Raw genomic sequence first — 24569 nt, 5'->3', positions numbered from 1 at the left:
CTTTTCCAATTGGCTCACCAGCCCAGCTTCCTTGTCCCCGCGGAAGCGGGGACCCATGCCTGAGAATCCAAAACAGAGTGCGTGTCCTGTGAGACGCTCTCAGGCATGGGCTCCCGCTTGCGCGGGAGATGGGGCAGGAGAGTGGGTCAACCAGTGCCGAAAGCGCTCTAGAGTGTCCCGGTGGCGCCTTTGGAAGAAAAAGCGGCAGGGTTGGTCTTGTGACGCCAGTCACTGTTGGTTGCCCGATGGCATCCCACATTGATCCGTATCGAGGAGACACAAATCGGGACAGAAAGGGATAGTGCCATGCCGACGGAAGAATTGTTTGGAAACTACCATTTCTTTGTTCTGGACACGGCCGACGGCTATGAATTGGTCTATGGACGTGATGGCCGTTACGAGAGCCTGGACTTCGACTCCTTCTCCTATGACAAAACCGACGATGGCGGCCTGCGCCTCGTGCTGGACGACACCAAGGGCAACGAGATCATCGCCGTCGAACTCGATGCGGGCCAAAAGGTGACGGCCGACGCCGACGCCTGGGCCGACGGGTTCGATGGCAGCGACGTCGGGCTGGAGAGCGCGGTCCTGATCGGACAGGGGACGATCGAAACCTTCACCGCCACCGACGACCTCTGGCAGTGACGGGGAGACCGACCATGGGCGCTCTCGATCGGGCAGTCCCGCGGCCGGCCGATCCGGGGCCGACCGAGGGCCGGGGCGCTTCCGCCTGGGGGCGCGCCTGGTTCGGGGCGCTCAAAGCCGGCCTTTGGGCCAGGCAGCGCCCACGAAACCCGGGCGGCAGCCGGCAACACTTGGCGTTCGAACTGCTGACCCTGCCCTTGCACCGACAGGGGCTGCCGCCGACGTCGGGGAGCGATGCCGAAGCGGAGGGCCACCGGCTCCGCAGGCGCGGCGGCCCCTGGTAGCGGAACGGCGGCCGCGTCAGTCCTGCAGCGGCGCGGCGAGGCCGAATTGCTGGCCGTCGCGCTCGATCACCTGGACATTGCCCTGGGTGCCGGGCACGCCCTTGATCGCCACCTCGCTGAAACCATAGCCGGCTTCCGCCGGGATTTTCATGATGCGGCCGCCTTCGATGGGCGTGACCTGCGGCAGCACCGTGACCACCTGATCCTTGTCGATGTTCGCCATGGCGGTGGCGACATCCTTGCCCATGCGGTCGAGCTTCTCGATATTCACCCGGGTCGGGAAGATGACGGTGTATTCGCCCCGATCCGCCGCCGCACAGGCTTCGGCCGGCGTGATCCAGACGCTGTCCACGTTCTCGCTGCCGTCGTGCTTGGCCAGCTGACGCGCCGGGGTGCGGGCGACGTAGAAATGGGTGTCGAAGCGCTTCGGCATGCCGGCAGGCGTGATCCAGTGGGCGAAATGCGCCAGCCGGTCGAGGCAGGCGATCAGGTTTTCCGCCTCCAGGAACTCGCCGAAGTCCAGTTCGTTCGCTTCCAGCTTGGCGCGGTAGTGTTGCAGCGCCGCGCACTCGTCCGCCTCCAGCACCTCCGGCTTGTCGGCGCGGCGGCAGAGCAGCAGGCCGGTTTCCTCGAACGCCTCGCGCACGCAGGCGGTGCGGAAGCGCAGCGCCTCGGCGCTGAGGCCGTCGGCGCCGTCGGCGCGCCGGCGCACCGTGTCGCTGCCGTCGCCGGGGTCGGCGCTGCCGCCGGGAAACACCAGCGCGCCGGTGGCGAAGTCGATCTTGTGGTGCCGCTTCACCATGAAGACTTCCATGCCGTTCGGGCCGTCGCGCAGCATCAGGACGGTGGCGGCCGGGCGTGGGGTGACGGGCTTCTTCTTCTCTTCGCTCATGGGGCGCGCGATTCCTTACGCGAGACGGATCCGTTGCCGGGGACTCTCCGCCATTCCGGGCGGCGCGTCCAGAGGCTAGGGCAGCGCAGCCGCCAGCACCTCCGCCACGTGCAGGGCGCGGGCGCCGGTACCGTCCTTGATCTGGTGGCGGCAGGAGGTGCCGTCGGCAACGATCAGCGTGTCCGGCCCGGCGGCGCGGACGGCCGGCAGCAGGGCGGCCTCCGCCATGGCCTGGCTGACGGCATAGTGGTTGGCGTCGTAGCCGAAACTGCCGGCCATGCCGCAGCAACTGGACTCGATCAGTTCGGTTTTCAGGCCCGGCACCTGGGCCAGGATTTTCTGCACCGCGCCGACGACGCCGAAGCTCTTCTGGTGGCAGTGGCCGTGCAACAGCGCCTGGCGCTGCACCAGCGGCTTCAGTTTCAGGTGCAGCCGGCCCGCGTCCAACTCGTTCGCCAGGAACTCTTCCAGCAGAAAGGCGTTGTCGGAAAGCGCCCTCGTGTCGGCGCCGGGCAGGACCGCATGGAACTCGTCGCGCAGCGTCAGCAGGCAGGCCGGCTCCAGGCCGACCACGGGGACGCCTGCGGCGACATAGGGCTTGAGCGCTTCGACCGTGCGCCGCATTTCGGCGCGCGCCTCGTCGACCTTGCCGACCGAGAGATAGGTGCGGCCGCAGCAGAGCGGGCGGCCCCGGGCCTCGATGGCGTGAACGCGATAGCCGGCGGCGCGCAGCACTTTCAGCGCCGCGCGGGGAATGGCGGGCTCGAAGGCGGAATTGAACGTGTCGGCGAACAGCACCACGTCCTTGCCGTCCTGGCCGAGCGGGTGCGTGCCGGCCTCGATCGGGCGAAACGGATTGCCGGCCCAGCGGGGCAGGGAGCGGTTGCGGTGGAATCCCGCGACCGCCTGCTGCACCCGTCCGGCGCCTGGGACTAAGCTAAATAGATTAAGCCATGGCGACAGGAAGGCGCCGATGCGGGCATAGCGCGGCAGGTGGGCCACCAGCCGGTCCTTCAGGCTCCAGCCATGCCGCTTGTGGTAGTGGTAGAGCGCCTCGATCTTCATGCGCGCCATGTCGACGCCGGTCGGGCATTCGCGCCGGCAGCCCTTGCAACCGACGCAGAGGTCCAGCGTCTCGCGCATGTCCTCGCTGCTGATCGCGTCCGGGCCGAGCTGGCCGGACAGCGCGAGCCGCAGCGTGTTGGCGCGGCCGCGGGTCACGTGCTGCTCGTCCAGGGTGACGCGGAAGGACGGACACATCACGTCCGGCGCCATCTTGCGGCAGGTGCCGTTGTTGTTGCACATCTCCGCCGCGCCCAGGAAACCGCCCCACTCGCTCCAGTCGAGCGCGGTCTGGATCGGCTCGGCGCGGTAGCCGGGCTTGAAGCGGAACAGGTCGCGCTCGTCCATGCGCGGCGGCCGGACGACGGTGCCGGGGTTGAACAGGCCCTCTGGGTCGAAGGCGTCCTTCACCTGCTCATAGGCGCGGGTGAGCGGCGCGCCCAGCATGGTCTCGGTGAATTCCGAGCGCACGAAACCGTCGCCATGCTCGCCGGAATGGGAGCCGCCGTATTCGGCCACCAGGTCGAACGCCCCCTCGGCAATGGCGCGCATCTGCCTGGCGCCGGCCTCTTCCTTCAGGTTGATGACCGGGCGGACGTGCAGCAGGCCGACGCTGGCATGGGCGTACCAGGTGCCCGACGTGCCGTTCGCCTCGAACAACTCGGTCAGGCGCGAAGTGAAGTCGGCCAGATGCTCCAGCGGGATGGCGCAATCCTCGATGAAGCTGATCGGCTTGCCGGCGGACTTCATCGACATGACGATGTTCAGCCCCGCCTCGCGCACGCTCCAGACCCGGCCCTGCCAGGCGGGATCGGTGATCGGCACGACCGCGTCCGCATAGCCCAGGTCCGTCATTTTCGCAGCGAGCGCGTCCAGCTTCGCGGCGAGATCGCCCGCGTCGTCGCCGGAAAATTCCACCAGCAGCAGGCAGTTGGGGGCGCCGCGCACCACCTCGGCCATGGTGGCGGCGAACTGCGGCATCTCCCGCGACAGGGTGAGGATGGTGTTGTCCACCAGCTCGACCGCGTCGGGGCCGAGGCTTACCAGTTCCTTGGTCGCCTCCATCGCGCTGCGGAAGCTGGGGAAGTGGCAGACGCCCAGCACCTTGCGCGCCGGCACCGGCTGCAAGTCCAGTTCCAGGCCGGTGAAGAAGGCGAGCGTCCCTTCCGAGCCCACCAGAAGGTTCGCCATGTTGTGCCCGGCCGGGTCGACCCGGTGCAGATTGTAGCCGGCGACGTGGCGCAGCACCTTGGGGATGCGCGCCTTCAACTCCTCCGAGTTGGTGATGGCGAGTTCGCGCATTTTCTGCACCAACTCGACATAGCCGGGCGAGCCGTCGCCGCCGTCGAGATTGCCGGGCACCCAGCCGAACTGGTGCGCCGTGCCATCCGCCAGGATCGCGTCGATGCTGCGCACATTGTCGACGGTCAGGCCGTAGCGGATCGAGCGCGCACCGCTGGAATTGTTCGCCGCCATGCCGCCGATGGTGGCGCGGCTGGCGGTCGACGGGTCGATGGGGAAGAACAGTTTGTGCTTCGCCAGTGCCTTGTTGAGCTGGCCCAGAACCATGCCGGGCCGCACCCGCACCCGGCGGTTCTCCACGTCCAGGCTCATCGGCGCGTTGAACCAGCGGGCGCAGTCGACCACCACGCTCTCGCCCACAGTCTGGCCGCACTGGCTGGTGCCGCCGCCGCGGGGCAGGACGGTGACGCCTTCCTCGCGCGCCAGCGTCAGCACCGCCTGGATGTCGGCGACGGACTTGGCGCGGACGACGCCGATCGGGTCGATCTGGTAGATGCTGGCGTCGGTGGCGTAGCGGCCGCGGTTATAGGCGTCGAACCAGACATCGCCTTCGACCTCGCGCCGCAGGCGCTCCGCGAGGCGACTGTCGCCGACGCGCTTGCCGGATTGCAGGGCGCTGGCGGGGGTGAAGCCGTCGGGCATGGCGGTTGGCTCCTGGCGAACTCAGGCGAACACAAAAAAGACCGCCCACCTCTAGCACCGTTTCGGCTTCAGGGGAGCGGTCCTTTCCGGGAGGCGCAAGCGCCCCGGATCGCCGGGAAGGCCGGCGCGATCAGAAGCGGATGATGGCGTCCGCCGTCGCGCGCCAGTTGGTGGCTTCGCCGTCCTTGTCCGTGATCGGCACCTCGACCGCAGCGCCGAACTGCACGGTCTCGTTGATCTTCATGCGGAAGCCGACCGCGCCGGACACCACCGTGTTGGAGGACGTCTCGCCCAGGGTCAGCACGTCATAACCGCCGGCGGTGAGCGGGGTGCGGCCGGGCTCGTTGAAGTGGTGGAATACGTTCAACTCGACCAGCGGATAGAAGCCGCCCAGCAGGAAGTTTTCCAGCACCGCATAATTGACCTGGAGCGAACCCACCAGCAGCGAACTGTCGGCATCGTCGTCGATGGCGATGTGGGCGTTGCCGCTGGCCTGGACCTGGAAATTGCCCCATTGCTGCACGCCGGAGACGAAGACGTTGGCAAAGCCGTCGCCATCGCCCTGGATCTTGAACGGGCCGGCGTTCAGGTCGCCGCTCGGGAATTCGTAGCGCGCGCCCAGCGTCAGCATGTGGCCGGCGGCCGGATCGTCGATGATGGCGTATTTCAGGCCGGCGGCGATGTTGAGAAAGCCGCTGTCGCCCTTCAGGGCGCCATAGTCCATGTCGGCATAGCCGTCCTTGGTCGCGATCAGCGCCAGCCGGTCGGTGATGGCATAGCGGGCCTGCAACGCGATCACCTTGCCGGAATTGCCGGCCGTGGCGAAGGTGTCCGGAATGTCGTGATAGATCACGATCGGGCGCACTTCGGTGGTGATGAACGGCGATTCCGCAAAGGTCGGGTTGGTGACCGGCGGGATGTAGCGCAGTTTCGGGGCGGCGGCGTCTTCGGCCAGGGCGGCGGTGCTGCACGCGGCAGCGCCGACAAGGGCCGCCAGAAGGCCACGGGTTGGCAACATCGGAACAATTCCTTTCTGCCCGGGGCGGCGTCTGCCGGGCGGGCGTCAATCGGGCTATGGACTGACGCTTAGCACGGTAGGCAGGGTACCGTTTGATCCACGTCAACGGCCGGTTGCGCACTCTGGCGCAGGGGCCGGACGCCCGAAATCGCACCGCCCGGGACCGGGGGTATCGCCGCGGGCTCCGGCGGCGGATCGTCCCGTTGACAAGGCAAGCCGCCATCGGCGACTTCCGGGAAATCCGGAAACGGTCGATGCCGTGCGAGAGTGTACGGGCCCCAAAGCAGGGACGCCGATCCGGACGCGTATCCTTGGGAGGACACAAAAATTGCGCGAACTGACCGGTATTATCCCGCCGATGACCACGCCCTTCGACGCCGCGGGCGAGTTCGATCCGGGCGGGGTCAAGGCGCAGGTGGATTGGTTGATCGAGGCCGGCTGCCATGGTCTGGCCGCCGGCGGCTCCACCGGTGAGGGACACACGCTCGACCACGAGGAATTCCGCGACCTGATCGCCGCCACCTGCGACGCGACCGCGGGGCGGGTGCCGGTGGTGGCCGGCGTGATCGTCGATTCGACCCGCGACGCGATCCGGCGCGGCAAGGCGGTGCGCGACCTGGGCGTCGCGGCCTTGCAGGTGACGCCGGTGCACTATCTGTTCCGGCCCACCGACGACGCCATGGTCGAGCATTTCCGCGTCATGGCCGCGGAAACCGGCGTGCCGATCATCATCTACAACGTGGTGCCCTGGACCTATCTCTCGCCGGCGCTGCTCTGCCGGATTTTCGCGGAAGTACCGGGCGTGGTCGGCGTGAAGCAGTCGGCGGGCGACCTGAAGCTGATGGCCGACCTGCTGTTGGACGCGCCGGCGGACCGCAAGATTTTCAGTGCGGTCGATGCGCTGATGTATCCCTCGTTCGCGCTGGGCGCACACGGTTGCATCGCCGCCATTCCCGCGGCCGCACCGCATGCGCTGGTCGAACTCTGGGACGCGGTGAAGGCGGGCGAGCATGCCAAGAGCCTGGAACTGCACGAGGATCTTCTGCGGTTGTGGAATGCCATGTTTGCGGATAATCTGCCGGCCTGCGTGAAATACGCGCAGAGCCTGCAAGGGCTGCCGGCCGGCGCTCCGCGAGCGCCGATGCCGGTGGCGACACCGGAACAGCGCACGGCCATCCGTGTGGCGCTGGAGAAGCTGGAGGCGCGGCTTGTCGCCTGATATCGCCGAATTGCTGGGGTCGGTCCGGGTCATTCCGGTTCTGACCATTCAGAACGCCGGGGACGCGGTGCCGCTGGCCCGCGCCCTGGTCCGGGGCGGGCTGAACGTGCTGGAAGTGACCTTCCGCACCGCCGCCGCCCAGGAGGCGATCCGGCGGATCGTGGGCGAGGTGCCGGAGGCGATCGTCGGCGCCGGCACCGTCACCCTGCCGCACCATTTCGCCGAGGCCGCGGCGGATGGCGCCCGCTTCGCGGTGAGCCCTGGCGCGACGCCGCATCTTCTGGCCGCCGCCAAGGACAGCCCGCTCGCCTATCTGCCGGCGGCGGCGACGGCGAGCGAGGCGATGACGCTGGCCGAGCACGGCTTTGCCCACCAGAAATTCTTCCCCGCCAGTGCCGCGGGCGGTGTGGAGGCGTTGCGGCAACTGGCAGCGCCGCTGCCGCTGATCCATTTCTGCCCGACCGGCGGCCTGGACCAGGGCAATGCGGCGGAGTATCTGGCCTGCCGCAATGTCTTTGCAGTCGGCGGATCCTGGCCGGCCCCGGCCAGCCTCATTGCGGCGCAGGACTGGGACGGGATCGTGGCGTTGGCACGGGCTGCAGCGTCGCTGTAGCGCCGGGCGCCAGTCGGCACCGGGTTTCGGCACGCAGGCAGGCGAGCGGCAGGTCGAGCCAGGCCAGAATGGTGGATTGCAGGCTCAGATAATTGTCGTCCGACACCAGCCAGACGCGGAGCCGGTTGTCCGGCAGTGGCTCGGCGGTCATGCCTTCGTAATTCTCCGCCGGCAGCGTGCGGTCGAGCCGGAACAGCGGCCGGCTTTCGAACTGCGGGCCGGCCTCCCAGCCGGGGGCGACGTATTCCAGACGGGTCGCAAACAGGGGCGGCAGCGGCCAGGTCGGAGTGCGGGTCAGGATCAGCAACCCGCCATCGTCCAGCGCCAGGGCATCGACCGGCGGCCAGTCGGTGCGGAAGGCGAGGCGGCGCAGTTCGCGGCCGTCGCGGTCGAACAGAACGGCGAGCGCATCGCCCGTCCGCTCGGCCAGCGCCAGGCCGTGCCCGTCGGGGAGGGCCGCCACCGCTTCCAGGCTGCGATTGCCGGTGAGATCGCGCAATGCACGCCGCAGCAGCACGGCCTTCGGCGGCTGCGTCAGGCCCTGCCAGCCCGGACGGTACCATGCGACCCGGCTGGTGCCCTCGAAGGCCACCCACCAACCGCCGTCCGGCGCCCGGCGCAGGCTCTCGGAATCCCGGAGATAGTGGGCGCGTGGCAGCCCGCCCAGGGCTTGCAGCGCGGTGACGGGGAAGGGCGGCGTCTTGCGCAGGCGCACGATCCAGCCCCGGTCGCTGATCGCCGCGAGATGACCGGCGTCCAGCACTTCCAGCCCCGACAGGCCGCCGAACGCCTTGTGCCCGTCGGTCAGGACCTGCGAGCCGGTCGGGACGCCGAGCGGCGGCGTCTCCGCTGCATTGGCGGCAACCGTTCCGGCGACGCCAATGGCCGCCAGAACGGTGAGGACCGCCAGGGAAAACCGCGTCAGCCCGCGGACGGCGTGGCGAGCCGCGCGGTATAGACGACGGAATCGACGGTGATTTCGCGCCGCTCGCGGAAGCGCTGCAACGCGTCGGCCGCGTTCGGGTCGGGGTCGGGTCGCCAAAAGCGCGAAGCCTCCCAGGCCGCATAGTCGGGATAGCGGGTCAGCAGGATCAGACGATCCATGGCCCGATCGTGCCCGGTCTCACGCCAGAGCGCGAAAATCCGCCCGCCGAACACCCGCTCGAACTGGGGCCAGGCTTCGGCCGACAGCGCGATGAAGCGTTCGGTGTCGTCGCGACGCACATCGAACACGCGATGGGCGAACACGCCCGGGCCTTCCGGCGGGGTCGGCTCGTCGGGGCGCGCGGTCGCCTCCATGTAGAGCGCTTCGGATGCGGCGATGTCCTGATGCTTGGCCATGGCCCTGGCACCGTTGGCACGGGCTGCCTCCAGGCTGGGCCAGACGGTGACGACGACGCCCTGGTTGATCGAAAGGCCGATCTGACCGAGCCACAGGCCGTAGAACTGGCCGCCGGCTTCGGCGACGGCAGCGGCGCCCTCGCCCAAAATTACCTGCTCGACCGTGTCCCAGGAGTTCTGGCGGACGCGAACATAACGGTATTCGTAGACGGTGAGCGGCGCCGGCTCGGGTTCCGGCTCGGGAGCGGCCTCGGGCTGCGGTTCTGCTGCGGCTTCCGGTTCCGGTTCGGAAGGCGCCTCCGGCTCCGGTTCGGCAGCGGGTTCCGGGGTCGGCTCGGCTGCCGGTTCCGGCTCGGCGGCGGCTTCGGGCTCTGCCGGAGCCTCAACCGGTTGCGGCGCTTCGGGTTCAGCCGGCGCTTCGGGTTCGGCCTGCGCTTCGGGTTCAGCCTGGGCTTCGGGCACGGGCTCCGGTTCGGGTGTCGGTTCCGGTTCGGGCACGGGTTCGGGGGCCGGCTCCGGTGCGGCCTCGGCGGCCGGCATGGCTTCCGGTTCGGCGGGGGCAGTCGCCACCGGCTCCGGCTCGGCCGCCATCGGCTCCACCGGCGCGGGCTCGACCGGTTCGGGCTCCACTGGCGCAGGCTCCACCGGCGCGGCCTCAGCGGCCACGGGTTCGGCCGGTTCGGCGGCCGGAGTCGGCGGTGCCGCAGCCGGCGCGGCAGCCGCCTCCGGCGCCTCGGCCGCCGGTTCGGTCGGGGTTTTCTTGGGTTCGTTTTCGTCGGTCATCTACAGGCCCAGAGTCGCCTTGGCGATCACGTTGCGTTGGATTTCGTTGGTGCCGCCATAGATGGTGGCGGCACGGCTGAAGAAATAGTCGTCGGCGGCGCCGCGAAGATAGGCGGGCAGGACCTCGTCCAGATTCGAACCCACGTCGCGATCATAGCCGGCAAGAGGCCCGAGATACGAGCCGCCGGCCGCAATGGCAAGCTCCGTCAGGCGCTGGCGGATTTCCGAGCCGCGAATCTTCAGCATCGATGCCTCCGCGCCTACCGGCTTGCCCTGGGCGTCGGCCGCCAGATAGCGCAGATTGGTGCCGGCCAGCGCCTGCAACTCCACCTCTGTCCGGGCGAGGGTGCGCATGTAGCTTTCGTCCGCCTCCAGACCCTGCTCGCGGGCGGTCCGGCGCAGCTTCATCACCCGCGCCTGGCTCTCCGCCACCTCGGCAATGCCGAAGCGTTCGTACTGCAACAGGAATTTGGCATAGGTCCAGCCCATATTCTCCTCGCCGATGCGCTGGTCCACCGGCACGCGCACGTCGGTGAAATGCACCATGTTCAGATGGTGGTGGCCGTCGATGGAGATGATCGGCTGGATCTCGATGCCGGGCGAGTTCATGTCGAACAGCAGGAAGGAAATGCCCTGCTGCGGCTTACGCGCGTCGAAAGCGGTGCGCACCAGGCAGAAAATCCAGTCGGCGTGCTGGGCATAGCTGGTCCAGACCTTGGTGCCGTTCACCACATAATGGTCGCCGTCGCGGTCGGCCCGGGTGCGCAGGCTGGCAAGGTCCGAGCCGGAGCCGGGCTCCGAGTAGCCCTGGCACCACCAGATATCGAAATTCACCGTGCCGGGCAGGAAGCGCGCCTTCTGCTCCGGCGTGCCGAAGGTGTAGATCACCGGCCCGACCATGGTGGTGCCGAACGGCGCGGCATAGGGGACCGGGTGGCGCTGCACCTCTTCCTCGAACAGGTGGCGCTGCCAGCTGGTCATGCCGCCGCCGCCGTATTCCTTGGGCCAGTGCGGCGCGCTCCAGCCCTTCGGGGCGAGGATCTGCATCCAGCGGGTGTAGTCGCCCTTGTAGTCGCCGCGGCATTCCTGAACGCGGGCGGCGATATCGGCGGGCAGATTTTGTTCGACGAACTGGCGCACCTCGGCCTGAAAGGCCAGGTCTTCGGGGGAGAGCGGCAGGCTCATGGGGCGGGACCTCCTGAACGTATTTCAGGGCACGATAGCCACTATCGTGCCCTGAGGATACGGCATCGGCGCCGCGGCCGGCCCACCCTGGCAGGGGCGGCCGGCGCGGCTTGGGCTCAGACGGATTGTTTCACGTCCCCCCGCATTTTCTTGACCTCGTCCTGCATTTGCCGCCGGGCGGCGCGGAAGGCGTCGCGGATCGTCACCAGCACATCCTCGTGGGCGTGGTTCGCCGAAGGGTTGCGGTTCACGATCACGTCGCGGCCGCTGGGCAGGGCCAGTTGGATCGTCACTTCGTAGAGGTCGCCATGCTGGCGCCGGCCGGACCCGAGCTTCACCACCACCCGGCAGGAGGTGATGTGCTCGAAATATCCTTCGAGCTTGCCGATCTCGGAGGCGACGCGGTCGCGCACGCGGTCGTCCGGTTCGAAGCCTTCAAAGGCGACTTGCGGTTCAACTTGCATAGGCAATCCCTCTTCGTGAAGTTGCTCCAACCCTTTGGATTTGGGGCGGCCTTGCCGGGATTGCGAGGGGAAACCCCGTTGCCCCGGATCAGCCGCGCCGAACGATGTTATACCAATTGGCCGTAACGATCAGCACCGTTCCGATGGCGACATAGACGCTTGGCACCTCGCCATAGAGGGCAAAGCCCAGGCCGGCCACCAGCGGAAACTGGATATAGCTGACCGGCATGGCGACGCTGACATCCGCTTTTTTCAGCCCGGTCGCCATGGCGAAATGCGCCAGCACGCCGGTGGAGCCGACGACGGCGATGCACAGCAAATCCACCAAACCCCAGGTGGGCCAGGTCCAGTCCCAGATGGCCAGGGCGAAGGCCATGGGGAGTTGCAGCAGCATCATCCAGAACACCACGGTCAGCGCGCTGTCCTGGCGGGTCAGTTGCTTCGCCAGGATGGCGGCGCCGGCATAGCCCATGGCGCCGATCAGCGAGACCAGGGCGGCGGGGTGGATCGGCACAGAGCCGGGCCGCAGGATGATCAGCACGCCGGCAAAGGCCAGGCCGATCACCACGAGGCGCTGCGTCGTCACCCGCTCTTTCAGGTAGAACAGCGCGAAGATCGCGCCCCAGAGCGGCACGGTGGCGTTCAGGCTGGTCACCAGCACCAGCGGCAACTGGCCGAGGGCGTAGAACCAGGCGAACTGGCCGACGAAATGCACGCTGTTGCGCACCACATGGCCCTTGACCTGGCGGGTGCGGAATTGCGACAGCCGCCCGGTCAGCAGGATCAGCAGGCTGGACAGGATCAGGCCGCAACCGCTGCGCCAGACCATGATGTTCGGCGTGTTCATGCCGCGCAGATGCAGTTCGCGCGCGGCGACGCCCATGGTGACGAAGCAGCAGGCCGCCACCGCCATCCACAGCGCGCCGCGGAGATTGTCGCGGTTCATGGGGTTCTGCGGCGCCCGTCAGACCGGCCGGGCGAGGCGCAGCACCCGCTGGCCCTTGCCGGCGCGGTGGTTCGGCATGACCAGGACGCAATCGTCATAGGGGGTGGCGACCGGCGCATCGCCGTCATGGGCGATGACCGTGCCGGCCGCCGCGATGGTCTCCAGCCCCTTATAGGGGGCGGCGAAGGCAAAACGGTCGGTCTTGGCGGCAATGCCGTGGGTCACCTCCAGCACGCGCGGCGCCGGCGGGTTGCGGTCGTGCAGGTGCGGGGCCGCGTCCGCCGCATCGATTGTGCCCATGGCGACCAGGAAGCGAAAGGCGGTGTCGATGGCGGCCTTGCGCGTGTAGTCGGCCCAGTGCTGGCCGCACTCGACCAGTTGCGCGGTCTTGTCGTTGCCGGTGTCGTTGAACGGCGTGTATTCGATAATGCGCTTGCCGGGGTCGTGCACTGGGCCGCCGATGCCATGGGCCGGATAGCCGGTGCGGCGGTAGGCGTCCTGCTCCTTCGCATTGCCCCAGAACAGGGTCAGCGGCGGGCTTTCGGTCGACATGGAATGAATGTCGAGCAGGTCGTCCACGGCGTCGAACACCGGCCGCATTTCCCGTGCGCGCCGCAATTCCAGGCTGTCCTCGGGTCCGTCCAGCCGCTCCTCGACCCAGAGCCGGTTGAAGTTCTCCTCCACCTGGCGGGTCGCCCAGGGGTTTTGCGGGTCGAACCGGTTGTAGGCCGCATGATTGGCAAAGCCGAGGGTCAGGCGGCCCCGTTTCGGCCGGATGCGCAGCTTGAACAGCAGGTCGACGGCCACCGCGCCGCACAACTCGTTGCCATGGGTGACGGCGTTCACCATCACATGCCGGCCCGGCTGGCCGCTGTCGAACCTCCAGACATAGGGAATGCCCGTATTGCCGTCGGCATAGCGCCTGATGTCCGGCCAGGCGAATTCAATGGGGGTGTCGAAGGTCATCGGATGGGCTCGGCCGCTCGCGGGATGCAAGCGGTTATCATAAGCGCCGGGGCCGCGGCCGCAATTGACTTGGCGGCGGGTGCGTGCGACGCCTGTTACCGGCAGTTTCGAACCGCGCAGGAAGGCAAACCCAGCCATGATCCATCTCTATTCCTGGAACACGTCCAACGGCCGCAAGATCTCCATCATGCTGGAGGAATTGGGCATCCCCTATGAGTGGCACCCGGTCGACATCGGCAAGGACGAGCAGTTCAAGCCGGAGTTTCTGAAGATCGCGCCGAACAACCGCATCCCGGCCATCGTCGACACCGATGGCCCCGGCGGCGGCGAGTTCTCGCTGTTCGAGTCCGGCGCGATCCTGATCTATCTGGCGGAAAAGACCGGCAGCCCGCTCTGGCCGGCGGAGCCGCGCAAGCGCTATGAGGTGCTGCAATGGCTGATGTGGCAGATGGGCGGCGTCGGCCCGATGCAGGGTCAGGCGCACCATTTCCGCCGCGCCGCCAAGGAGCAGGTGCCCTATGGCATCAAGCGCTACACCGACGAGACCTACCGGCTCTATGGCGTGCTGAACAAGCAGTTGGAGGGCAAGGACTTCATCTGCGGCGACTATTCGATTGCCGACATCGCTGTCTATCCCTGGACCGTGCGCTATGAATGGGTCGACCTGCCCTGGGACCGCCTGCCGAACGTCAAGCGCTGGTTCGACGGCATGAGCGCCCGCCCGGCCGTGCAGCGCGGCCTGGACGTGCAGGCGGTCTGATCCTCACCCCGGCGGGGCGAGGCGGTCAGACCGGCACCTCGCCCCGCACGGTGGTGCGCCACATCAGGCGGCGTTGCGGCAGGTCGTAGTCGACCACGGCGCGGTGCTGCACGGTGCAGTTGTCCCACACCACCACGTCGCCCACCTGCCACTGGTGCTGGTAGACGAATTGCGGCTTGACGATGTGGTCGGCCAGCCCCTCGATCAGCGCCCGGCTTTCCGCCGCGGACCGGCCGACAATGCCGGTGCAGTCGTCGCGGACGATATAGAGGCTCTTGCGGCCGGTGCGCTTGTGGGTGCGCACGATCGGGTGTTCGACCGGCGGGTATTTCGCAATGTCCTCGGCGCTGACGGGGGAGGAGCGCTTGCGGCCGCGGAAATCGAACACCCCTTTCAGGCCGGCAATGGCCGCCTGCGTTGCGGCCGGCAGGGCGTCATAGGCGGCGCGCGCGTTGGCGAAGCAGGTGCCGCCCAGCGGCAGGCCGTGCAACTGCGGCACCTCCACCGCATAGAGCATTGTCGCCTTGGCCGGGTGCCGGGCATAGCTCATGTCGGTGTGCCAGGTCTCACCGGCGCGCCGGGTGCCGATCGGCTGGCCGTTCTCCGTGATGTTGGAAATGCGATAGATTTGCGGGCTGCCGTCGACGCCGAAGCGAAGCGCGTTGAAATTGACCTCCGGCTCGCCGAAGACGCGGGTGAAGGCGAGTTGCCGCTCCGGCGTCAGCGTCTGGTCGCGCAGGACCAGCACGCCGTATTCGTCGAGCGCGGCATGGATGGCGGCGGCGGTGGCGTCGTCCCAGCCATCTGCCAGATTCAGTCCTTGGAGTTCGGCGCCGACGGCGGCGCCGGTGGGGCGAACATGCATGGGACGGCCTTTCCTCGTGCAATCGTATTCCGCCCGATCCTAACGGGTTCGGCTTTTGTCGGTCCATCGCCCTTCTGACCGCGTGCCGCAGACGCTGTTGCGCAGGGATTTGCGGTGGGGCGAGGCATTTTCCGGCAAGTCGGTAGTCATTCCTATTCAGTTATAAAAATACAAATGTAATGTTTGCGAGCGACTGTTGGAATTGGTTCAAATTGTAAAAATTGCCTTAATTGCACCAAAAATTTGTGTATACTTATCGAATGTTTGGTTGGAGCCATGGTCGGGCTCGTCACGTGACGGGCCAAAAGCCATCCCTTTAATCGCTCGGAACCCAAGGACTGTTGCAGGCGTCAGGCGGCGACCCGCCCGCTCCAACCGAACGGGATCGATCCCCGGGATCATAAGGAGGATGCCCTATGAGAGTTCGCAGACCATTGCTCGCGTCCGCCATACTGGCGGCGGCGATGGCGGTGCCGATCACCGCCGGCGCGCAGTCGATCATTCCCCGTTGCCGCGGCATGCTGTTTTCCACCTCCGAAGACTTCACCATGCAGCGTGGCGAAGCGCCGGACGGCAATCCGATCGTATCGGACGGCGACCTGTTGAATTTCGATCCCGGCAGCGGCCAGACGACCGTCTGTCTGCGCAATGCGCAACTGTTGCGGCGGTTCGACATTCCCGAAACCGATCTCGGCCTGGACGCGGTCGCCGCTCTGGGCGAGAAGCGCGAAACCCTGGCGTTTTCGACCGAGTTGGACTCGATCCACGGCCAGTTCACCGCCGGCGACCTGTTGTTCATCAGCACCGTGCCGTTCCTGAACGGCCTCATTATTCCGAACGCGGCCTTGCTGGCGCAGACCAAGCTGCAACCGCGCTACGATATCGGTCTGGACGCGGTCTCGTTCGTCGGCAACCAGGAGCGGTTGCTGGAAGCGCTGAAAGCCGTCAGCGAGGCCGGGCGCGAGCGGCTGGCCTCCAATCCGGGCCTGCTGGCCGAGATCCTGCGCAAGTTCAAGGTCGACATCCTGTTCTCGACCGAGGGCACGGCGCCTGTCCCGAAAGCCCCCGCCTTCATCGACGGCGACCTGCTGTCGGCCGCGACCGGGGCCATTTTCCGGTCCCACGCCGATCTGCTGCCGAACCTGCCGGCCGGCATTCCGGTGCGCGGCGCGGATTTCGGGCTGGACGCCTACACGCTGGGCCTCGACCCGCGCACCAACGGGGTCGCCGAACTGCTGTCCACCGAGGTGGACGGACGGGCACGGGTTGCGTTCACGGACGGCGACGTGCTGACGCCCGGGCCGAACGTGCGCTACAAGAATTTCGACCTGCTGAAATCGCTGTCCCCACCGACCTTCGACCTGGGGCTGGACGCCCTGCATCTGGACCTGGCGGACATCGCCTGTGCCTCGCCGGTCATCACCGATATCAGCGAGGTTCCGGTCGGCTTCATCAATTTCGCGACGGGCCTGGCCATGTCGGGCGGCCTGTCCGACCGTCCGTTCGGCCACGACATCCGCATCCAGGGTGCGTTGCCGAGTGCCGTGAGCTGTCCCGACTACGCCAACTTCGAATACCGGGTCGAGCTTGACGATGGCTCCGGCTTTCCGGCGATCGGCGATCCGAACACCCTGACGGTGCCGGCGAACTGGTCGCGCAAGGTCGACGCCAACCCGAACCCGATGATCCTGGATTGCCCGCTCGGCGCACCGAACGACATCTACGACCCGAAGCCGGGCGGCTGGTTCGAACTGAGCGACTATCGCCGCTGGGACGAATGCTCGTACGGCGACAACGAAAGCCTCGCCGTCTGGGATTCCGGTGCCTTGGCCACCGGGCTGAACCCGACCGATCCGCCGGTGATGGTGCGCTTCCGCATCGTGATGCGGGAAATCGGCGCCGCGGTGCCGACATTCGTCGGCCCGCCGGTTCAGATCCGGCTCGACAACACGAACTACGACCTGCCGGTTTCGAAGGACATGCCGCTCTCCGGCGATATCAGCATGACCCTGGCGGCGGCGGCCGGCTCCGGCCTGACCGTCAACGATTGCAAGGTGGAGGGCGATCCCGGCAGCGTCGTGCTCGACCTGCTGGGGCGCGCCCGCGACTCCCACTTCTGGCGCTACACGCTGCGGTGGGCCGGAGGCAATGCCGTCGGCTGGCACGCGATTGCGCCGTCGGTCGATAACGTCTTCGACAATGACGGTTCGGACCGGCCGGAATTGAGTCTCACGGGCACGCAGCCGCCGAACGACACGGCGGTGCTGTTGTCGACCTTCGACCTGACGGCCGCGCATCAGGCCGCCACCGGGTCTTCGGAACTGCCGGTGGAATGCGGGTACACGATCGAAATGCGGGCCTGGGATCGCACCATCGTGGGGAATTTCTCCCCGGGCGCGAACAATTTCCACGGCACCGTGCGCTACGAGGAATACCCGCTGTCGTTCTGCTACCGCCCGACACAGAACTAGGGCGCTTTCGGCAATGGTTGAGCCACTCTCCTGCCCCCTCTCCCGCGCAAGCGGGAGCCCATGCCTGAGAGCGTCTCTCAGGACACGGACTCTGTATGGGTCTCTCAGGCGTGCGTCCCCGCTTCCGCGAGGACAGGGGAGATGGGGTGGTAAGCCAGCGGGAAAAGAACCCGCTCGAGCGACGCAGGACTCTGTCTTGGTCTCTCAGGCATGGTCCCCTGCATTCGCGAGGACGGCGCCAGTGGGAAAAGAACTTGCTCTAGCGGCCGGTTTGGCGCCGGGGCCTTTGGGCCCTGGCGCCGCCCGCCTACGGCAACCCGCTGCAACTGCTTGGAGATCACCCAGTCGCCGCGCGGTGGGTGCCCAAAAATGCGGCAAGGCGACGGCCCGATGGTGCGGTCCGGGAGACGGGCCGGACTTGGCACGAAATTTGCTCTGACCCGAGGGCGCGTCGACGGCCGGCGACAGCAACCGGCCATCGACCAGACTCCCGACGGAAGGAAGCCAGCTTCATGCTCCGAATGCGTTTCGTCCTGGCCGCCCTGGCGGTCCTGTTGTCCTCCCCGGCCGGTGCCGCGGACTGGATCATGGCGTCCGGCTATCCGGACAGCAATTTCCACACCAAGAACATCCGCATGTTCATCGACGAGGTGAAGACCACCTCGTCCGTCGACATCAAGCTCAACCCCAATGACACGCTGATCAAGCTGGACGCGATCAAGACGGCGTTGCAGCGGGGCCAGATCCCGATCGGCGAGATCCGTCTGGGCGTCTATGGCAACGAGGACCCGATGTACATTCTGGCCGGCCTGCCCTTCATCGCCGGCGACTATGCCCATGCCTGGCTGCTGAAGGACCTGCAGAAGGCCTATTTCGACAAGATCTTCGACGCGCAGGGGCTGAAAATCCTCTATTACGCGCCGTGGCCGGGCCAGGGCTTCTACACCAAGGTGCCGGTGAAGAGCGTGGCGGACTTCAAGGACAAGAAGCTGCGCATCTATTCGACGGCGACGCAGCAAATGGGCGAGATGCTGGGCTTCAATGCCACGATCCTGCCGTTTGCCGAAATCCCGCAGGCCTTCTCCACCGGCCTGATCGAGGCGCTGTTCACCAGCCCGCAGACCGGTATCGACATCCAGGCCTGGGACAACACCGACCATTTCACCTATGCGGGCGCGATCTTCTCCAAGAACGCGGTCGTGGTCGGCAAGAGCTATTTCGAGGCGCTCTCCCCGGTGGACCAGGCCGCGATCCTCACCGCCGCCCGGCACGCGGAACTGCGCGGCTGGGAAATGAGCGCCGCCACCACCGCGGAGCAGATGAAGGTGCTGGCCGATCACGGCATGACCGTCGCCAAGGCGCCGGCGGACGTGATCGACCGGATGCAGGAGATCGGGGCCGAGATGATGAAAACCTGGCGCGAGACCGCCAGCCCCGAGGCGATTGCGGTGCTCGACCGCTATGTCGCGCTGAAGTGACGGAGACGTGACGGAGCCGGGCGCGGGCGGGCGGTTTCCGCCCGTGCCTGGCTCCGGCCGGCGCCTCCTTCGCCCCCGTTTCGAGGTATTTCCGCATGCGCATCGCGCTCGACCGCCTGTATCGCTGGAGCGGTTATCTGGCCGCCGTGTTTCTCGCCCTGATCGCGCTGACCATCATCGCGCAGATTTGCGGCCGCTTTTTCGGCGTCGCCATCGACTCGACGGAGACGGCCGGGTTTGCGCTGGCGGCGACGACCTTTTTCGGCCTCGCCCACACCTACCGGCAGGGCGCCCATATCCGGGTGACGCTGTTCACGCGCCTCGCCCGCGGCGGGCTGCGCCGGGGGCTCAATCTCTGGGCCGTCGGCCTGTTCGCCGCCATGGTCGGCTATTTCTGCTACTGGTCGTTCGACCTCGTCTATTTTTCCTGGAAATTCGGGGATATCAGCCCCGGCCTGCTGGCCATTCCCTTCTGGATTCCGCGCTCCGCCATGGCGCTGGGGGCGCTCTGCCTGCTGATTGCCCTGGTCGATGAGTTCGTGGCGCTGGTGCGCGGCCTGCCCGCCACCTATGACCCGGCCGAACTGGCCGAGGCGGAAGGGCATCTGGAAGCGGGCGCCCATGTGGAGGATGCGCTCTGATGGACGCCGGTCTCGTTTCGCTCATTCTGTTCGGCCTTTTGCTCGGGCTGCTCGCCACCGGCTTGTGGGTGGCGCCGACGCTGATGGGGGTCGGCTTCGTCGCCCTGGCCGTGTTTTCGCCCGCACCGGCCGGCTCGCTGCTGGCGAGCACGGTCTGGGATGCCAGCTGGAACTGGGCGCTGACGGCGCTGCCGCTGTTCGTCTGGATGGGGGAGATCCTGTTCCGCACCCGGCTTTCGTCCGACATGTTTCGCGGCCTCGCCCCCTGGGTGGCGCGGCTGCCCGGCGGCCTTTTGCACGTCAACATCGTCGGTTGTGGCGTGATGGCGGCGGTGGCGGGCTCCAGCGCCGTCACCTGCGCCACGGTCGGGCGGATGAGCATGCCGGAACTGCGCAAGCGCGGCTATGACGAGACCCTGGCCATCGGCACGCTGGCGGGCTCGGGCACGCTGGGCCTGCTGATCCCGCCGTCGATCATGCTGATCGTCTATGGCGTGGTGGCGCAGCAGTCGATCTCGCGCCTGTTCATCGCCGGCGTGGTGCCGGGCATCATGATCATCGGCATTTTCATGGCCTATGTCATGGTGCGGGCGAAGCTGAACCCGGCCATCGCCCCCGCCCCCGACACAAGGGTCAGCTTCGCCGAGAAGCTGAAGGCCTCCCGGCTGCTGTTCCCGGTCATGGGCCTGATCTTCGTGGTGCTGGGTTCGATCTATGGCGGCTATGCGACGCCGACGGAGGCAGCGACGGTCGGCGTGCTCGGCGCGCTCGCCCTGGCATTCTTCACCGGCTCGCTCTCGCGGCAGTCCTTCATGGAGAGCCTGATGGGCGCGGTGCGGACATCCTGCATGATCGGCTTCATCCTGGTGGCCGCCGCCTTCATTTCCATCGCCATGGGTTTCACCGGCGTGCCGCGGGTGCTGGCCGGCTATGTCGAGGCCTGGCAGCTGTCGCCGACCATGCTGATCGTGCTGCTGACGGTGCTCTACATCTTTCTCGGCTGCTTTCTCGACGGCGTTTCGATGATGGTGCTGACCGCGGCGGTGGTGCTGCCCATGGTGCAGAGTGCGGGCATCGACATGCTCTGGTTCGGCATTTTCACGGTGATCGTCGTCGAGATGGCCCAGATCACGCCGCCGGTGGGCTTCAACCTGTTCGTGCTCCAGGGGATGACCGGGCGGGACATTTTGCAGGTGACGCGGGCGGCCATGCCGTTCTTCCTGCTGATGCTGATGAGCATTGCCATCATCACGGCGGTGCCGGACCTGGTGCTGATGCCGGTCCGCTACATGGTCGGGCCCTGATGGCCGCGCCCGATCCGCGTCGCCCCGGAAAGGAACCGGAGGGAATCCCAAGCATGAACCGCGATTTCCTGGGCTATGGCCAACGGCCGCCCCATCCGGAATGGCCGGGCGACGCCCGGCTCGCCGTGTCCCTCGTCGTCAATGTCGAGGAGGGCGCGGAACTGTCCATCAGCCTGGGCGACGAGCGCAACGAGGCGGTCTACGAGATCGTCGAAGAGGTCGAACACGTGCCGGACCCGGCCAAGGACACGCATTTCGAGTACGGGTCGCGCGCCGGCTACTGGCGCGTCATGGACGAGTTGGACCGGCACGGCTTCAAGGCGCAGTTGAACTGCTGCGCCCGCGCCCTGACCCTGTCGCCCTGGCTGGCCCAGGACGCGGTGGCGCGCGGGCACGAGATCGGCTGCCACTCCTGGCGCTGGGAGCGGCACGCCAACATGACCGAGGACGAAGAGCGGGCCGTGATCGCCCGCTGCGTCGCCGAGATCGAGGCCGCCGCCGGGGTGCGGCCGGTGGGCTGGCACACCCGCTCGGCCGCCAGCCCGAACACGCGCCGGTTGCTGGTGGAGGAGGGCGGCTTTCTCTACGACAGCGACGTCTACAACGATGACCTGCCGCAGATCGTGGAGGTCGCGGGCCGGCCGCACGTGGTGCTGCCCTATGGCTTCGACACCAACGACATGCGCTTTCAGCGCGGCGGCGGCTTCCATTTCGCCGACGACTTCGCGCGCTATTGCATCGAGGCCATCGACTGGTTGCGGGCCGAGAGCGAGACGGCGCCGAAAATGCTGACCATCGGCCTGCATCTCCGCATTATCGGCCGGCCCGGCCGCATCGGTGGGCTGCGCCGGGTCCTGGACCATATCGCCGGCAAGGGCGATGTGTGGGTCGCGCGGCGCGACGCAATCGCTACCCACTGGCGCCGGCGCATGAACCTGCCCGAATGGCCCGATCCGCGGGCCGGCGCCTGAAGGGAAGGGGCTCGCGCTCGCCCAAACACCCAGGCGCCCAGAGCGTTTTCGGTCCTGGTCGACCCACTCTCCTGCCTCGTCTCCCGCGCAAGCGGGAGCCCATGCCTGAGAGCGTCTCACAGGACACGGGACTCTGTATTGGTCTCTCAGGCTTGGGTCCCCGCCTTCGCGAGGACAGGGAAGACGGGCTGGTGAGCCAGCGGAAAAATAATCCGCTCTAGACGACGGTCACTTCCAGCCGGCCGACGCCCTCGACCTCGCCGACCAGCCGGTCGCCCTTGACGACGGCGGCCACGCCCTCCGGCGTGCCGGACATGATGATGTCGCCCGGCATCAGTTCGAAATAGCGGCTGATATAGGCGATGGTCTCCGGCACGTTCCAGATCATCTTGTCGAGCGTGCTGTCCTGGCGGCGCTTGCCGTTCACATCCAGAGTGATGCGGTTCGCCGTCGGGTGGCCGATGTCGGCGGCGCGCTTCAGGCCGCTGCACGGGGCGGCATGGTCGAACGCCTTGCCGATCTCCCAGGGGCGGCCCAGCTTCTTGGCCTCGCCCTGCAGGTCGCGCCGGGTCATGTCGAGGCCGACGCCATAGCCGTAGACGCAGTCGAGCGCCCGGTCTTCCGGGATGTCGCGGCCGCCTTTGCCCAGCGCCACGATCATTTCCATCTCGTGATGCACGTCCGACGTGCCGGGCGGATAGGGGAATTCGCCGCCGGTCGAGACGCTGGTGGCGGGCTTCATGAAGAAGAAGGGCGGCTCGCGGTCCGGATCGTGGCCCATCTCGCGCGCATGCTCCGCATAATTGCGGCCGATGCAAAAGACGCGGGCGACGGGGAATACCGCGTCCGTGCCCTCCACCGGCAGGGTGACGGGGGCAAGCGGCGGGATGGCAAACTGGGTCATGGCAGGGCGGCTTTCGTGACAGGCACGGGTTGGGGGAGCATCGAATGACGCGCTGGTTTAGCCGCTGGCCGCCGCTTTGCCAATTGCGGGCAAAAAAGGCCCCGGCGCTGTGGGCGGCGCCGGGGCGAAGTGGATCGATCAAGAAGGTATCGGGAACTGGGGTGAGCCTAGCTCAGGGACGCGAATTCCTTCTCGTCCAGCGAGCCGCTGCCGTCGGCATCGGCCGCCTTGAACTGGGCTTCCGTCAGATCGGGCATGACGGCTTTCGCTTCTTCCATGGAGACACTGCCGTCCCCGTTGGCATCGGCCTTCGCGAAGTCGGCGTTGGCTGCCATCGCCGGCGACGCCATCAGAAAGCCCGCCGTGGCGAGCGCGAGCCAGACTTTTGACATGATCAATGGTCCTCACTTGGGTTCTGATCCAGGCACAGGCGTCAGTGCGCTGTGCCTGAGGACGCAATCTGGTCGAGCCGCTTGGCGGAAGTATGTGGGTATTGGGGAATTTTCGGGGAAAATTGCGGGAGGGGCCGGTCGTATTGTGCAGTGATCAAGGGAACTGCGGTCACGACCGCGCCACTCTGGGGCCGGGCGATGGCGCGCCGCCGGTTTTGGCGTATGCCCGGCTAGGAATCCTCGGTTGTGGCGGCGGGTGCCGCGACTTGCGGCCGGTCCCGCACCCACGCCACGAGCAACTCATAGAAGACACTGAGCACGATCGGACCGAGAAAGAGTCCGATCAGACCATAGCTGAGCGTGCCGCCGATCACGCCGACCAGGATCACCAGCATCGGCACGGGCAGCCCCTTGGCCATGACGATGGGCCGGAGGACATTGTCGATCAGCGCGACCGGCACGAGATAGGCCGTCAGCAGGCCGGCGGCGAGCGGGTCGAGCGTGGACCAGGCCCACACGATCACGCCCACGACCACGATGCCCGGCCCGATCTGCACGATCCCCAGCACCAGCATTGCCAGCGCCAGCGGGCCCGCCAACGGCACGCCGGCGGCGATCATGCCAATCCCGCCCAGTAGCGCCTGGAGCAGGGAAATCCCGATGACGCCGCGGCTGACATTGCGGATCGTGGTGCCGGCCATGTCCACAAACCGGTCGCCGCGGCTGGAAACGATGCGGGTCGCAAGCAGCCTTGCCCCGGCAACCAGTCTCGGGCCGGGCACCAGGAGGCAGCCGGCGATGACGCTGGACGCAGCGAACGCCAGAGCGCTGAGGCCCAGGCCGGCCATCGACCCGAGCACCGTTCCGCCGGCTTTCAGCAATTGCGGTTTGATGCTCAGGGCGGCGCCGGCGAGATTGTCGGCGGCGAGCGTCCAGAACGCGTAGGCGCGCTCGCCGATCAGCGGCCATTGCCGGACCGAGTCCGGCGGCAGGGGGACCGCAATCTGGCCGGCCTGAAGCTTGCTGACCAGCGCGGCGGACCATTCGATCAGGCTCGCAACGAGGGCGGCCACCGGTCCGATGACGATCAGCAGCAGGACGAGCGTCACCAGCGCCGCCGCCAGGGTGCGCCGCCCGCCCATCGCCCGTGCGAGCCAGGCAAAGATCGGATAGAGCGCGACCGCAAGCACGCCGGCCCAGACCACGATCGACAGAAAGGGGGCGACCAGGGTGAGGGACCAATAGGCGAGAAGGCCGAGAACCCCGATCCGGATCGCCGAATCCACCACGAATTTCTGCGCTTCGCTGTCGGTGCGATGGCTGGCAGCGGGAAGGGGTTGCGTTGACGGATCGCGCATCGTTTCTCTCCCTGACACGGGCTACCAGCGGCCCTTGACTGCCTCTATACTAGCCGGAGCAAT

22 protein-coding genes are annotated in these 24569 nt (G+C 67.2%); 9 read left to right on the top strand and 13 right to left on the bottom strand.

The window, feature by feature from the left end; genetic code table 11:
* Positions 1-306: 306 nt before the first annotated feature.
* A complete protein-coding gene (locus H6844_13905) occupies positions 307-645 on the top strand; it encodes a hypothetical protein (protein ID MCB9930495.1) in 339 nt (112 codons plus the stop codon).
* 300 nt (positions 646-945) lie between these two features.
* Here H6844_13905 and H6844_13900 read toward each other — a convergent pair whose 3' ends face one another.
* From H6844_13900 to H6844_13890, 3 genes are all read right to left on the bottom strand, one after another.
* Positions 946-1821, bottom strand: coding sequence for an NUDIX domain-containing protein (locus H6844_13900; protein ID MCB9930494.1), 876 nt, complete (start codon positions 1819-1821; stop codon positions 946-948).
* A gap of 75 nt (positions 1822-1896) precedes the next feature.
* Complete coding sequence (locus H6844_13895) at positions 1897-4827, bottom strand: FAD-binding protein (protein MCB9930493.1); 2931 nt, start codon at positions 4825-4827, stop codon at positions 1897-1899.
* Positions 4828-4957: 130 nt separating this feature from the next.
* Positions 4958-5845, bottom strand: coding sequence for a hypothetical protein (locus tag H6844_13890; GenBank protein ID MCB9930492.1), 888 nt, complete (start codon positions 5843-5845; stop codon positions 4958-4960).
* Positions 5846-6203: 358 nt separating this feature from the next.
* Here H6844_13890 and H6844_13885 point away from each other — a divergent pair, with 358 nt between their 5' ends.
* Positions 6204-7064 (top strand): dihydrodipicolinate synthase family protein, encoded by an 861-nt coding sequence (locus H6844_13885; GenBank protein ID MCB9930491.1) that lies wholly within the window; start codon positions 6204-6206, stop codon positions 7062-7064.
* Positions 7054-7677 (top strand): bifunctional 4-hydroxy-2-oxoglutarate aldolase/2-dehydro-3-deoxy-phosphogluconate aldolase, encoded by a 624-nt coding sequence (gene eda / locus H6844_13880; protein MCB9930490.1) that lies wholly within the window; start codon positions 7054-7056, stop codon positions 7675-7677. Before H6844_13885 ends, eda begins: the two co-directional genes overlap by 11 nt.
* Here eda and H6844_13875 read toward each other — a convergent pair.
* The 6 genes from H6844_13875 to H6844_13850 form a co-directional block, all read right to left on the bottom strand.
* A complete protein-coding gene (locus tag H6844_13875) occupies positions 7616-8440 on the bottom strand; it encodes an esterase-like activity of phytase family protein (GenBank protein MCB9930489.1) in 825 nt (274 codons plus the stop codon). The genes eda and H6844_13875 overlap by 62 nt on opposite strands.
* 158 nt (positions 8441-8598) lie before the next feature.
* Positions 8599-9801 carry a hypothetical protein gene (locus H6844_13870; protein ID MCB9930488.1) on the bottom strand — a complete coding sequence of 401 codons (1203 nt, stop codon included), beginning with the start codon at positions 9799-9801 and terminating at the stop codon, positions 8599-8601.
* Positions 9802-10986: an acyl-CoA dehydrogenase family protein gene (locus tag H6844_13865; protein ID MCB9930487.1), complete on the bottom strand. Its 1185-nt coding sequence runs from the start codon at positions 10984-10986 to the stop codon at positions 9802-9804.
* Positions 10987-11102: 116 nt separating this feature from the next.
* Positions 11103-11450 (bottom strand): ribosome-associated translation inhibitor RaiA, encoded by a 348-nt coding sequence (locus H6844_13860; GenBank protein MCB9930486.1) that lies wholly within the window; start codon positions 11448-11450, stop codon positions 11103-11105.
* Positions 11451-11538: 88 nt separating this feature from the next.
* Positions 11539-12396, bottom strand: a complete 858-nt coding sequence (locus H6844_13855; GenBank protein MCB9930485.1) for a DMT family transporter — start codon at positions 12394-12396, stop codon at positions 11539-11541.
* Between the two features lie 18 nt (positions 12397-12414).
* Positions 12415-13362: a succinylglutamate desuccinylase/aspartoacylase family protein gene (locus H6844_13850; protein ID MCB9930484.1), complete on the bottom strand. Its 948-nt coding sequence runs from the start codon at positions 13360-13362 to the stop codon at positions 12415-12417.
* Positions 13363-13498: 136 nt separating this feature from the next.
* Between H6844_13850 and H6844_13845 the strand changes: the two genes are divergently transcribed.
* On the top strand, positions 13499-14122 hold the full coding sequence (locus tag H6844_13845) for a glutathione S-transferase family protein (protein MCB9930483.1): 624 nt from the start codon (positions 13499-13501) through the stop codon (positions 14120-14122).
* 25 nt (positions 14123-14147) lie between these two features.
* Here the strand turns inward: H6844_13845 and H6844_13840 are convergent, their stop codons facing one another.
* Entirely contained in the window at positions 14148-14987 is an 840-nt protein-coding gene (locus H6844_13840; GenBank protein MCB9930482.1) for a TauD/TfdA family dioxygenase, read from the bottom strand.
* A 416-nt stretch (positions 14988-15403) separates the two neighbouring features.
* Here H6844_13840 and H6844_13835 point away from each other — a divergent pair, with 416 nt between their 5' ends.
* The 5 genes from H6844_13835 (at position 15404) to H6844_13815 (ending at position 21852) form a co-directional block, all read left to right on the top strand.
* Positions 15404-17458, top strand: a complete 2055-nt coding sequence (locus H6844_13835; GenBank protein ID MCB9930481.1) for a hypothetical protein — start codon at positions 15404-15406, stop codon at positions 17456-17458.
* Positions 17459-17970: 512 nt separating this feature from the next.
* A complete protein-coding gene (locus H6844_13830) occupies positions 17971-18936 on the top strand; it encodes a TRAP transporter substrate-binding protein (GenBank protein ID MCB9930480.1) in 966 nt (321 codons plus the stop codon).
* A 95-nt stretch (positions 18937-19031) separates the two neighbouring features.
* Positions 19032-19577, top strand: a complete 546-nt coding sequence (locus H6844_13825) for a TRAP transporter small permease (protein MCB9930479.1) — start codon at positions 19032-19034, stop codon at positions 19575-19577.
* Complete coding sequence (locus H6844_13820; protein ID MCB9930478.1) at positions 19577-20881, top strand: TRAP transporter large permease subunit; 1305 nt, start codon at positions 19577-19579, stop codon at positions 20879-20881. The genes H6844_13825 and H6844_13820 overlap by 1 nt, the downstream gene beginning before the upstream one ends.
* A gap of 53 nt (positions 20882-20934) precedes the next feature.
* On the top strand, positions 20935-21852 hold the full coding sequence (locus tag H6844_13815; protein MCB9930477.1) for a polysaccharide deacetylase family protein: 918 nt from the start codon (positions 20935-20937) through the stop codon (positions 21850-21852).
* Positions 21853-22069: 217 nt separating this feature from the next.
* Here the strand turns inward: H6844_13815 and H6844_13810 are convergent, their stop codons facing one another.
* The 3 genes from H6844_13810 to H6844_13800 form a co-directional block, all read right to left on the bottom strand.
* Complete coding sequence (locus H6844_13810) at positions 22070-22756, bottom strand: fumarylacetoacetate hydrolase family protein (protein ID MCB9930476.1); 687 nt, start codon at positions 22754-22756, stop codon at positions 22070-22072.
* Positions 22757-22923: 167 nt separating this feature from the next.
* Complete coding sequence (locus tag H6844_13805; protein ID MCB9930475.1) at positions 22924-23148, bottom strand: EF-hand domain-containing protein; 225 nt, start codon at positions 23146-23148, stop codon at positions 22924-22926.
* 230 nt (positions 23149-23378) lie between these two features.
* On the bottom strand, positions 23379-24506 hold the full coding sequence (locus H6844_13800) for an AI-2E family transporter (protein MCB9930474.1): 1128 nt from the start codon (positions 24504-24506) through the stop codon (positions 23379-23381).
* Positions 24507-24569: the final 63 nt, after the last annotated feature.

The organism is Alphaproteobacteria bacterium (assembly GCA_020638555.1).
Taxonomy (GTDB): Bacteria; Pseudomonadota; Alphaproteobacteria; order Bin95; family Bin95; genus JACKII01.
Note: the sequence above shows the minus strand (reverse complement) of the source record. Positions and strands in the feature narration are given on the sequence as shown.

Bases quoted from the DNA above. Each gene is read 5' to 3' on its own strand.
- H6844_13905 (MCB9930495.1), top strand. From the start codon at position 307: ATGCCGACGGAAGAATTGTTTGGAAACTACCATTTCTTTGTTCTGGAC.
- H6844_13900 (MCB9930494.1), bottom strand. From the start codon at position 1,821: ATGAGCGAAGAGAAGAAGAAGCCCGTCACCCCACGCCCGGCCGCCACC.
- H6844_13895 (MCB9930493.1), bottom strand. From the start codon at position 4,827: ATGCCCGACGGCTTCACCCCCGCCAGCGCCCTGCAATCCGGCAAGCGC.
- H6844_13890 (MCB9930492.1), bottom strand. From the start codon at position 5,845: ATGTTGCCAACCCGTGGCCTTCTGGCGGCCCTTGTCGGCGCTGCCGCG.
- H6844_13885 (MCB9930491.1), top strand. From the start codon at position 6,204: ATGACCACGCCCTTCGACGCCGCGGGCGAGTTCGATCCGGGCGGGGTC.
- H6844_13870 (MCB9930488.1), bottom strand. From the start codon at position 9,801: ATGACCGACGAAAACGAACCCAAGAAAACCCCGACCGAACCGGCGGCC.
- H6844_13865 (MCB9930487.1), bottom strand. From the start codon at position 10,986: ATGAGCCTGCCGCTCTCCCCCGAAGACCTGGCCTTTCAGGCCGAGGTG.
- H6844_13860 (MCB9930486.1), bottom strand. From the start codon at position 11,450: ATGCAAGTTGAACCGCAAGTCGCCTTTGAAGGCTTCGAACCGGACGAC.
- H6844_13855 (MCB9930485.1), bottom strand. From the start codon at position 12,396: ATGAACCGCGACAATCTCCGCGGCGCGCTGTGGATGGCGGTGGCGGCC.
- H6844_13850 (MCB9930484.1), bottom strand. From the start codon at position 13,362: ATGACCTTCGACACCCCCATTGAATTCGCCTGGCCGGACATCAGGCGC.
- H6844_13845 (MCB9930483.1), top strand. From the start codon at position 13,499: ATGATCCATCTCTATTCCTGGAACACGTCCAACGGCCGCAAGATCTCC.
- H6844_13840 (MCB9930482.1), bottom strand. From the start codon at position 14,987: ATGCATGTTCGCCCCACCGGCGCCGCCGTCGGCGCCGAACTCCAAGGA.
- H6844_13835 (MCB9930481.1), top strand. From the start codon at position 15,404: ATGAGAGTTCGCAGACCATTGCTCGCGTCCGCCATACTGGCGGCGGCG.
- H6844_13830 (MCB9930480.1), top strand. From the start codon at position 17,971: ATGCTCCGAATGCGTTTCGTCCTGGCCGCCCTGGCGGTCCTGTTGTCC.
- H6844_13825 (MCB9930479.1), top strand. From the start codon at position 19,032: ATGCGCATCGCGCTCGACCGCCTGTATCGCTGGAGCGGTTATCTGGCC.
- H6844_13820 (MCB9930478.1), top strand. From the start codon at position 19,577: ATGGACGCCGGTCTCGTTTCGCTCATTCTGTTCGGCCTTTTGCTCGGG.
- H6844_13815 (MCB9930477.1), top strand. From the start codon at position 20,935: ATGAACCGCGATTTCCTGGGCTATGGCCAACGGCCGCCCCATCCGGAA.
- H6844_13810 (MCB9930476.1), bottom strand. From the start codon at position 22,756: ATGACCCAGTTTGCCATCCCGCCGCTTGCCCCCGTCACCCTGCCGGTG.
- H6844_13805 (MCB9930475.1), bottom strand. From the start codon at position 23,148: ATGTCAAAAGTCTGGCTCGCGCTCGCCACGGCGGGCTTTCTGATGGCG.
- H6844_13800 (MCB9930474.1), bottom strand. From the start codon at position 24,506: ATGCGCGATCCGTCAACGCAACCCCTTCCCGCTGCCAGCCATCGCACC.